Raw genomic sequence first — 8,020 nt, forward strand, 5'->3', positions numbered from 1 at the left:
GGTGCGCACCGAAGAGCAAATGGCGCTACGTGTGGCCGAAAGCCCGGCTTCGGTGATTGCTCGTACCCGTAAAGAGAACGACATCGGCGTCGGCATGTTCCAGCCTTGAAACCTCGAACGTTGAGCGACAGCGCACAAAGCGCTGTCGCCTGTTTCATCCCAAAGCCCTTGCTTTCCACAAGTGCTGCCCAAATATCGTTTCTGAAGCTTGCGCCTCGGCGTAGCGCCATAAATAATTCCATAAAGATGTTGAGAGATTGCTCTTCAGCATCCGGCACACTTTTTCAACTGGCCCTGAGTGACCTTAAGGATTCATTTGAATATCGAAACGCGTGAAATCGCCCTTGAACCGGCAGATAACCAACGACTGATGAGCTTGTGCGGTCCGATGGATGACAATGTGAAACAGCTGGAGCGCCGTTTGGGCCTTGAAATCAAACGCCGCGATAACCAGTTCACGCTCACTGGCCGCTCGCTGTGCGTGGACGCCGCCGTCAATATCCTGCGCACGCTGTACGTTGATACCGCCCCGATGCGCGGTCAGATCAAAGATATCGAACCGGACCAGATTCACCTGGCGATCAAAGAGAGCCGCGTGCTGGAACAGAGCGCTGAGAGCGTGCCGGAGTTCGGCAAAGCGGTGAACATCAAGACCAAACGTGGCGTGATCAAACCACGTACGCCTAATCAGGCGCAGTACATCGCCAATATCTTCGCACACGACATCACTTTTGGTATTGGCCCGGCCGGTACCGGTAAAACCTATCTGGCCGTTGCTGCTGCGGTGGATGCGCTGGAGCGTCAGGAGATTCGCCGTATTCTGCTTACGCGCCCAGCGGTTGAAGCCGGGGAAAAACTCGGTTTCCTGCCTGGCGATCTCAGCCAGAAGGTCGATCCCTATCTGCGCCCGCTATACGACGCGCTGTTCGAAATGCTCGGCTTTGAGCGTGTAGAGAAGCTGATTGAGCGCAACGTGATTGAAGTGGCTCCGCTGGCCTATATGCGCGGACGTACGCTCAACGACGCCTTTGTGATTCTCGATGAGAGCCAGAACACCACCATCGAACAGATGAAGATGTTCCTGACGCGTATCGGCTTCAATTCCAAAGCGGTCATTACCGGCGACATCACGCAGATTGATTTGCCGCGCAGCACCAAATCCGGCCTGCGCCACGCCATTGAAGTGCTGGCAGAAGTCGATGAAATTAGCTTTAACTTTTTCCACAGCGAAGACGTGGTGCGTCATCCGGTTGTCGCACGCATCGTGAATGCTTATGAAGCCTGGGAAACCGCCGACCAGAAACGCCGTGATCAACAGGCAGAAGAGCGCAAACGCGAAGCTATCGCAGCGCAGCTTGCCAGCCAAACCAGCCCGCAGGAGCGTTCATGAGCGCGGTGATTCTTGATTTACAACTGGCCTGTGCCGATGAAAACCATCTGCCGGCAGAGAGTGATTTTCAACGCTGGCTGGAAGCGGCGGTAACGCCGTTTCAACCAGAAAGCGAAGTCACGATTCGTTTGGTAGATGAAGCTGAGAGTAATGAGCTTAATCTGACTTATCGCGGCAAAGATAAGCCGACCAACGTGCTGTCATTCCCGTTTGAAGCACCGCCGGGCATTGAACTGCCGTTGCTCGGCGATCTGATTATTTGCCGTCAGGTTGTCGAGCAAGAGGCTGCTGAACAAGGCAAAACCGTCGAAGCCCACTGGGCGCATATGGTGGTGCACGGTACGCTGCATCTGCTGGGTTACGACCATATCGAAGATGAAGAAGCCGAAGAGATGGAGGCGCTGGAGACCGAGATAATGCTTGCTCTTGGTTATCCTGATCCGTACATTTCGGAGAAAGAAGACGCCTGAGCCGCTGGTTCAGGTTATTGCGCTGCTGGCGCGGATGCCAGCAGCCCCAATCCCTCATTAGAGAGAACTAAATAAAAACGCCATGAGCGACGACCATTCTCAAAACAGCGACGCACCCAGTAGTAAAAAGGGATTTTTCTCCCTGCTAATCAACCAACTGTTTCACGGTGAACCTAAAAACCGTGATGAACTGCTGGGGTTAATCCGCGATTCTGAGCAAAAAGAGCTGATCGATCAGGACACCCGCGACATGCTCGAAGGGGTGCTGGATATTGCCGAACAGCGCGTGCGCGACATCATGATCCCACGCTCGCAAATGATCACCCTGAAACGCAACCAAACTCTGGAAGAGTGCCTTGCGGTGATTATTGAATCCGCACATTCACGCTTCCCGGTGATCAGTGAAGACAAAGATCACGTTGAAGGCATTTTGATGGCCAAAGACCTGCTGCCGTTTATGGCCAGCGCGTCTGAGCCGTTCAGCATCGAAAAAGTGCTGCGCCCCGCCGTGGTGGTACCTGAAAGCAAGCGCGTCGATCGCATGCTGAAGGAGTTCCGCTCGCAGCGTTATCACATGGCGATTGTCATTGATGAATTTGGTGGCGTCTCGGGTCTGGTGACCATTGAAGATATTCTTGAGCTGATTGTCGGCGAAATTGAAGATGAGTATGACGACGAAGAAGATCGTGATATCCGTCAGCTCAATCGTTACACCTATACCATGCGCGCCTTAACGCAAATTGAAGATTTTAATGAGGTCTTTGGCACCGATTTCAGCGATGACGAAGTCGATACCATTGGCGGATTGGTCATGCAGGGATTCGGCCACCTTCCCGCTCGCGGCGAAAGTATTGTCATTGATGGCTATCAGTTCAAAGTCGCCATGGCTGACAGCCGCCGTATCATCCAGGTGCATGTAAAAATTCCGGAAGACTCACCACAACCGCAACTGGAAGACGAATAATTTTATGGCTTTAGCCTCTCTTTACTCGCAGCAGCGGGTTCGCCTGCTGCTGGCGTTAATTACGGGTGCCATTGGCACCCTTTCCTTTTCCCCCTACGATTTCTGGCCCGCAGCGTTAATTTCGCTGTTTGGTCTGCAACTGTTGCTGCTGGAACGCCGCACTGCGCAGGCAGCAGCGATCGGCTTTGTTTGGGGCTTTGGACTGTTTGGCAGCGGCATTAACTGGGTTTACGTCAGCATCGCCACCTTTGGCGGCATGCCCGGCCCGGTGAACATCTTCCTGGTGATTCTGCTGGCGGCCTATCTGTCGCTTTATCCAATGCTGTTTGCCATCGTGCTCAACCGTTTCTGGCCGCGCGCCACAATCTGGCGTTTGGCTTTAGCGGCACCAGCACTGTGGCAAATTAGCGAGTTCCTGCGCGGTTGGGTGCTTACTGGTTTTCCGTGGCTGCAGTTTGGTTACAGCCAGATCGATGGTCCGCTGAAAGGCCTCGCGCCGCTGGCCGGTGTGGAAACCATTACTTTCCTGTTGATGGTGATCGCGGGCCTGCTGGTGCACGCGCTGCATCATCGTACCGTGAAAAGTTTGATTGCCGCCGCGTTACTGCTGTTATTGCCGTGGCCGCTGCGCATGTTGCAGTGGTATCAGCCGCTGCCGGAACGCAGCGTTGATGTTGCGATGGTGCAAGGCAATATTCCGCAGTCGATGAAGTGGGATCCGCAGCAACTGCTGAACACGCTGCGCGTTTACACCTCATACAGCCAGCCGTTTATCGGCAAAGCGCCGATCATTATCTGGCCCGAATCAGCAATTACCGATCTGGAAAGCAACCAGCAACCGTTCCTGCGGGCGCTGGATGCAGACCTGCGTGCACGCGGCAGCTCACTGATTACCGGTATCGTGGATTCACGCGTAGAAGGCGATAATCGTTATCACGATTACAACTCTGTGATTGTCCTGGGTGGCGAGCAGCCTTACAGCTATCAGAGCCAGAACCGCTATCAGAAGAATCACCTGGTGCCATTTGGTGAGTTTGTGCCGCTGGAAGAGTTGCTGCGTCCGCTGGCGCCGTTTTTCGATTTGCCGATGTCCTCTTTCAGCCGTGGCGCCTATGTCCAGCCGCAGCTCAAAGTGTCGGGTTATAACCTGACCAGCGCTATCTGCTACGAGATCGTGCTGGGTGAGCAAGTGCGTGCTAACTTCCGTCCCGATACCAACTTCCTGCTGACCGTCTCCAACGATGCCTGGTTCGGTCACTCCATCGGGCCGTGGCAGCATTTCCAGATGGCACGCATGCGCGCACTGGAGCTGGGACGTCCGTTACTGCGCTCCACCAATAACGGTGTCACAGCGGTGGTGAATGCCAACGGTGAGGTGGAGAAAGCGTTGCCACAGTTCACCCGTGATGTGCTGGAAGCCAAAGTGACGCCAACAACCGGCGAAACGCCGTATGCCAAAGCGGGCATCTGGCCGGTGTGGATGCTGACATTGATTGGCATTGTGGTGGCCATTCTGCGCCGTCGCCACTAGTTCAGGCTGCTATGCAAACAGGCGAAGTGAATACTTCGCCTTTTTTTATGCGCTGTTTTCTCTTCCTTCCGTGGTGCTTTCCCCGATTCTCTGCTGGCTTTTTACACTTCTTCATCGTGCTGGCACGATCATTGCTATTTATTTCAGTGATTTTCGCAAACATCGGCTTTTGTAAGCGTAGTGCAACCTTGACGCACTAATTTATGGCAATGATGCGCACTCTATTAGCGCATCGGTGAATTTTTGCCTTTTATTGGTGCGGAGCGGCTCGCAAAAAAGAAACTTTTTTGTTTCATTGCGTTAACAATTCGCTATGTTAATCACTATCCTGCGTGCAGTTGCGCTATGGGATAACTAAAAAAGCAGCACGAAATACACACAACATCACAATCTGCGCAGTTTATGTTCTGCGCGACATCCATACGAAGGAGTTGGAACATGCAGATACGCAAAGTGGCATTATCTCTTTTGCTGTTGGGAGCAGCAGCGGGAGCGGCCCAGGCGGAAGATCTCACCGGTACCCTGAAAAAAATCAATGATAGCGGCGTGATCGTCGTTGGGCATCGTGAATCATCAGTTCCCTTTTCTTACTATGACAACCAGCAAAAAGTGGTTGGCTATTCACAGGATTATTCAAACGCCATCATCGCGGCTATCAAGGCCAAACTGAATAAGCCTGATTTGCAGATCAAAATGCTGCCGATTACCTCGCAGAACCGTATTCCACTGTTGCAGAACGGGACTTACGATTTTGAGTGCGGCTCTACCACCAACAACCTGGAACGCCAGAAGCAAGCGGCATTCTCTGACACCGTGTTCATCATCGGTACGCGTCTGCTGGTGAAAAAAGGCGGCGACATCAAAGATTTCCCTGATCTGAAGGGCAAAACCGTTGTCGTGACCTCCGGTACCACTTCTGAAGTTCTGCTGCACAAGCTGAACGACGAGCAGAAAATGGATATGCGCATCATCAGCGCGAAAGACCATGGCGATTCTTTCCGTACGCTTGAAACCGGTCGTGCTGTGGCCTTCATGATGGATGACGCGCTACTGGCGGGTGAACGTGCCAAAGCCAAGAAGCCAGACAACTGGGACATCGTGGGTACTGCGCAGTCGAAAGAAGCTTACGGCTGCATGCTGCGCAATCAGGATCCACAGTTCAAACAGCTGATGGATGAAACTATTGCCAAAGCACAGACCTCTGGCGAAGCCTCAAAATGGTTTGAAACCTGGTTCAAACAGCCGATTCCACCGAAAAATCTGAACCTGAACTTCGAACTCTCAAGCGATATGCAGGCCCTGTTCAAAGCACCGAACGACAAAGCACTCTGAATTAACAACGACAACAAGGGCAGCCCCGCTGCCCTCTCGATTGCTGAACATGCGGTGCGGACAGACAGACTGTAACAGGCCGTTCCCCTGAAGCAGGATGCAAGACACCGCTCAACAATCTTATGGGTAGCCTCGCTACCCTTTTTTTACCGGAGCTCGTTATGGGTATCGATTGGAACTGGGGCATTTTTCTTGAACAGGCCCCGTTCGGCAATACGACTTACCTCGGCTGGCTGTGGTCCGGTTTTCAGGTCACCATTGCGGTGTCCTGCTGCGCCTGGATTATCGCCTTCCTGGTAGGTTCCTTATTTGGCATTCTGCGTACCGTGCCCAACCGCCTGCTGGCGGCGATTGGTACCTGCTACGTGGAACTGTTCCGTAATATCCCGCTGATTGTGCAGTTCTTCTTCTGGTATCTGGTGGCACCAGAACTGGTGGGCGAAAAGCTGGGGATGTGGTTTAAGTCTGAGCTGGATCCAAACATTCAGTTCTTCCTCTCTTCCACTATCTGTCTGGGCTTGTTCACCGCTGCGCGCGTCTGTGAACAAGTGCGCGCGGCGATTCAGTCGCTGCCACGCGGTCAGAAAAATGCGGGCTTAGCGATGGGCCTGACGCTGCCGCAAACCTATCGCTATGTACTGCTACCGAATGCGTATCGCGTGATTGTGCCGCCGATGACTTCGGAAATGCTTAACCTGGTGAAGAACTCGGCGATCGCCTCAACCATCGGCCTGGTGGATATGGCCGCGCAGGCCGGCAAGCTGCTGGATTACTCCGCGCATGCCTATGAATCCTTTACCGCCATCACTCTGGCGTACGTCGGCATTAACCTGGTGATCATGCTGATTATGAGTGTGGTAGAACGCAAAATTCGCCTGCCTGGCAATATGGGAGGCAAATAATGTACGAGTTTGACTGGAGTTCGATTGTTCCCAGCCTGCCTTACTTGTGGAATGGGTTGATCATTACCTTCAAGATCACCGCGATTGCCGTGGTGTTTGGCATTATCTGGGGCACGATTTTGGCGGTGATGCGTTTGTCGCCGATCGCGCCGGTGCGCTGGTTTGCCAAGCTGTACGTCAACCTGTTCCGCTCCGTACCCTTGGTGATGGTGCTGCTGTGGTTTTATCTGGTTGTGCCCGCGTTCCTGCAGCAGGTGCTGGGCTTATCGCCTAAATCGGATATCCGCCTGATTTCAGCCATGGTGGCATTTGCGCTCTTTGAAGCGGCGTACTATTCGGAAATCATCCGTGCCGGTATTCAGAGCATCTCACGTGGTCAATCCAATGCCGCGTTGGCGCTCGGCATGACGCACTGGCAATCGATGAAACTGATCGTGCTGCCGCAAGCGTTCCGCGCCATGGTGCCGCTGCTGCTAACCCAGGGCATCGTGCTGTTCCAGGATACCTCGCTGGTCTATGTACTGAGCCTGGCTGATTTCTTCCGCACCGCGTCAACCATTGGTGAGCGTGACGGAACCCAGGTTGAAATGATTTTGTTTGCTGGTCTGGTCTACTTCGTGATCAGCCTGAGCGCTTCGTTGTTGGTTACCTATCTGAAAAGAAAGAGGACGGTTTAAATGATTAGCCTGAAAAATGTTTCAAAGTGGTATGGGCACTTTCAGGTGCTGACCGACTGCTCCACCGAAGTGAAAAAAGGTGAAGTTGTGGTGGTCTGCGGTCCGTCTGGCTCAGGTAAATCAACGCTGATTAAAACCGTGAACGGCCTGGAGCCGATTCAAAAGGGTAGCATTCAGGTGACCGGCACCGAAGTGAACAACAAAAAAACCGACCTTGCTCAGTTACGTAGCAAAGTCGGCATGGTGTTCCAGCATTTTGAGCTGTTCCCTCATCTCAGCATCATCGAAAACCTGACGCTGGCGCAGGTTAAAGTGCTCAAGCGTGACAAAGCGGCCTCGCGTGAGAAAGCCCAAGGCCTGCTAAAACGCGTCGGGCTCTCTGCGCACGCGGATAAGTTCCCTGGTCAGCTTTCTGGTGGTCAGCAGCAGCGCGTGGCAATCGCGCGTGCGTTGTGTATGGATCCGGTAGCGATGCTGTTTGATGAGCCGACGTCAGCGCTCGATCCTGAAATGATCAACGAAGTGTTGGACGTGATGGTTGAATTAGCTAATGAAGGCATGACCATGATGGTGGTGACGCATGAGATGGGCTTTGCGCGCAAAGTCGCCAACCGCGTGATCTTTATGGATGAAGGGAAAATTATCGAAGACACCAATAAGGATGATTTCTTTAACAACCCGCAATCCGACCGTGCAAAAGACTTCCTGGCGAAGATTCTGCACTGATTCAACATCCTCAAGCCAGGTGCGCATT

At 53.1% G+C, this 8,020-nt stretch carries 9 protein-coding genes; all 9 read left to right on the forward strand.

Annotated elements, in window-relative coordinates:
• Positions 1-109: hypothetical protein (locus tag RTY00_RS14915; RefSeq protein WP_312664969.1), on the forward strand; the 109-nt coding region annotated here is incomplete at its 5' end.
• 207 nt (positions 110-316) lie between these two features.
• The gene (locus RTY00_RS14920; protein ID WP_008103649.1) at positions 317-1,390 is read left to right on the forward strand and encodes a PhoH family protein; all 1,074 of its coding nucleotides are present in this window, start codon (positions 317-319) and stop codon (positions 1,388-1,390) included.
• The gene (ybeY, locus tag RTY00_RS14925; RefSeq protein ID WP_008103651.1) at positions 1,387-1,860 is read left to right on the forward strand and encodes an rRNA maturation RNase YbeY; all 474 of its coding nucleotides are present in this window, start codon (positions 1,387-1,389) and stop codon (positions 1,858-1,860) included. Before RTY00_RS14920 ends, ybeY begins: the two co-directional genes overlap by 4 nt.
• Positions 1,861-1,942: 82 nt before the next feature.
• Entirely contained in the window at positions 1,943-2,824 is an 882-nt protein-coding gene (gene corC / locus RTY00_RS14930) for a CNNM family magnesium/cobalt transport protein CorC (RefSeq protein WP_256695911.1), read from the forward strand.
• Between the two features lie 4 nt (positions 2,825-2,828).
• On the forward strand, positions 2,829-4,355 hold the full coding sequence (gene lnt / locus RTY00_RS14935; protein ID WP_312664967.1) for an apolipoprotein N-acyltransferase: 1,527 nt from the start codon (positions 2,829-2,831) through the stop codon (positions 4,353-4,355).
• Positions 4,356-4,793: 438 nt separating this feature from the next.
• Positions 4,794-5,687: a glutamate/aspartate ABC transporter substrate-binding protein gene (locus RTY00_RS14940; protein WP_008103657.1), complete on the forward strand. Its 894-nt coding sequence runs from the start codon at positions 4,794-4,796 to the stop codon at positions 5,685-5,687.
• Between the two features lie 161 nt (positions 5,688-5,848).
• On the forward strand, positions 5,849-6,589 hold the full coding sequence (locus RTY00_RS14945) for an amino acid ABC transporter permease (protein WP_008103659.1): 741 nt from the start codon (positions 5,849-5,851) through the stop codon (positions 6,587-6,589).
• Positions 6,589-7,266 carry a glutamate/aspartate ABC transporter permease GltK gene (gene gltK / locus RTY00_RS14950; RefSeq protein WP_007890689.1) on the forward strand — a complete coding sequence of 226 codons (678 nt, stop codon included), beginning with the start codon at positions 6,589-6,591 and terminating at the stop codon, positions 7,264-7,266. Before RTY00_RS14945 ends, gltK begins: the two co-directional genes overlap by 1 nt.
• Complete coding sequence (locus RTY00_RS14955; RefSeq protein WP_312664968.1) at positions 7,267-7,992, forward strand: amino acid ABC transporter ATP-binding protein; 726 nt, start codon at positions 7,267-7,269, stop codon at positions 7,990-7,992.
• The last annotated feature ends 28 nt before the right edge of the window (positions 7,993-8,020 follow it).

The sequence above is a fragment of the Pantoea sp. CTOTU49201 genome (assembly GCF_032054795.1).
GTDB classification, from domain to species: Bacteria; Pseudomonadota; Gammaproteobacteria; order Enterobacterales; family Enterobacteriaceae; genus Pantoea; species Pantoea symbiotica.

Coding starts and splice junctions, on each gene's coding strand:
- ybeY (WP_008103651.1), top strand. CDS start 1,387: ATGAGCGCGGTGATTCTTGATTTACAACTGGCCTGTGCCGATGAAAAC.
- corC (WP_256695911.1), top strand. CDS start 1,943: ATGAGCGACGACCATTCTCAAAACAGCGACGCACCCAGTAGTAAAAAG.
- lnt (WP_312664967.1), top strand. CDS start 2,829: ATGGCTTTAGCCTCTCTTTACTCGCAGCAGCGGGTTCGCCTGCTGCTG.
- RTY00_RS14940 (WP_008103657.1), top strand. CDS start 4,794: ATGCAGATACGCAAAGTGGCATTATCTCTTTTGCTGTTGGGAGCAGCA.
- RTY00_RS14945 (WP_008103659.1), top strand. CDS start 5,849: ATGGGTATCGATTGGAACTGGGGCATTTTTCTTGAACAGGCCCCGTTC.
- gltK (WP_007890689.1), top strand. CDS start 6,589: ATGTACGAGTTTGACTGGAGTTCGATTGTTCCCAGCCTGCCTTACTTG.
- RTY00_RS14955 (WP_312664968.1), top strand. CDS start 7,267: ATGATTAGCCTGAAAAATGTTTCAAAGTGGTATGGGCACTTTCAGGTG.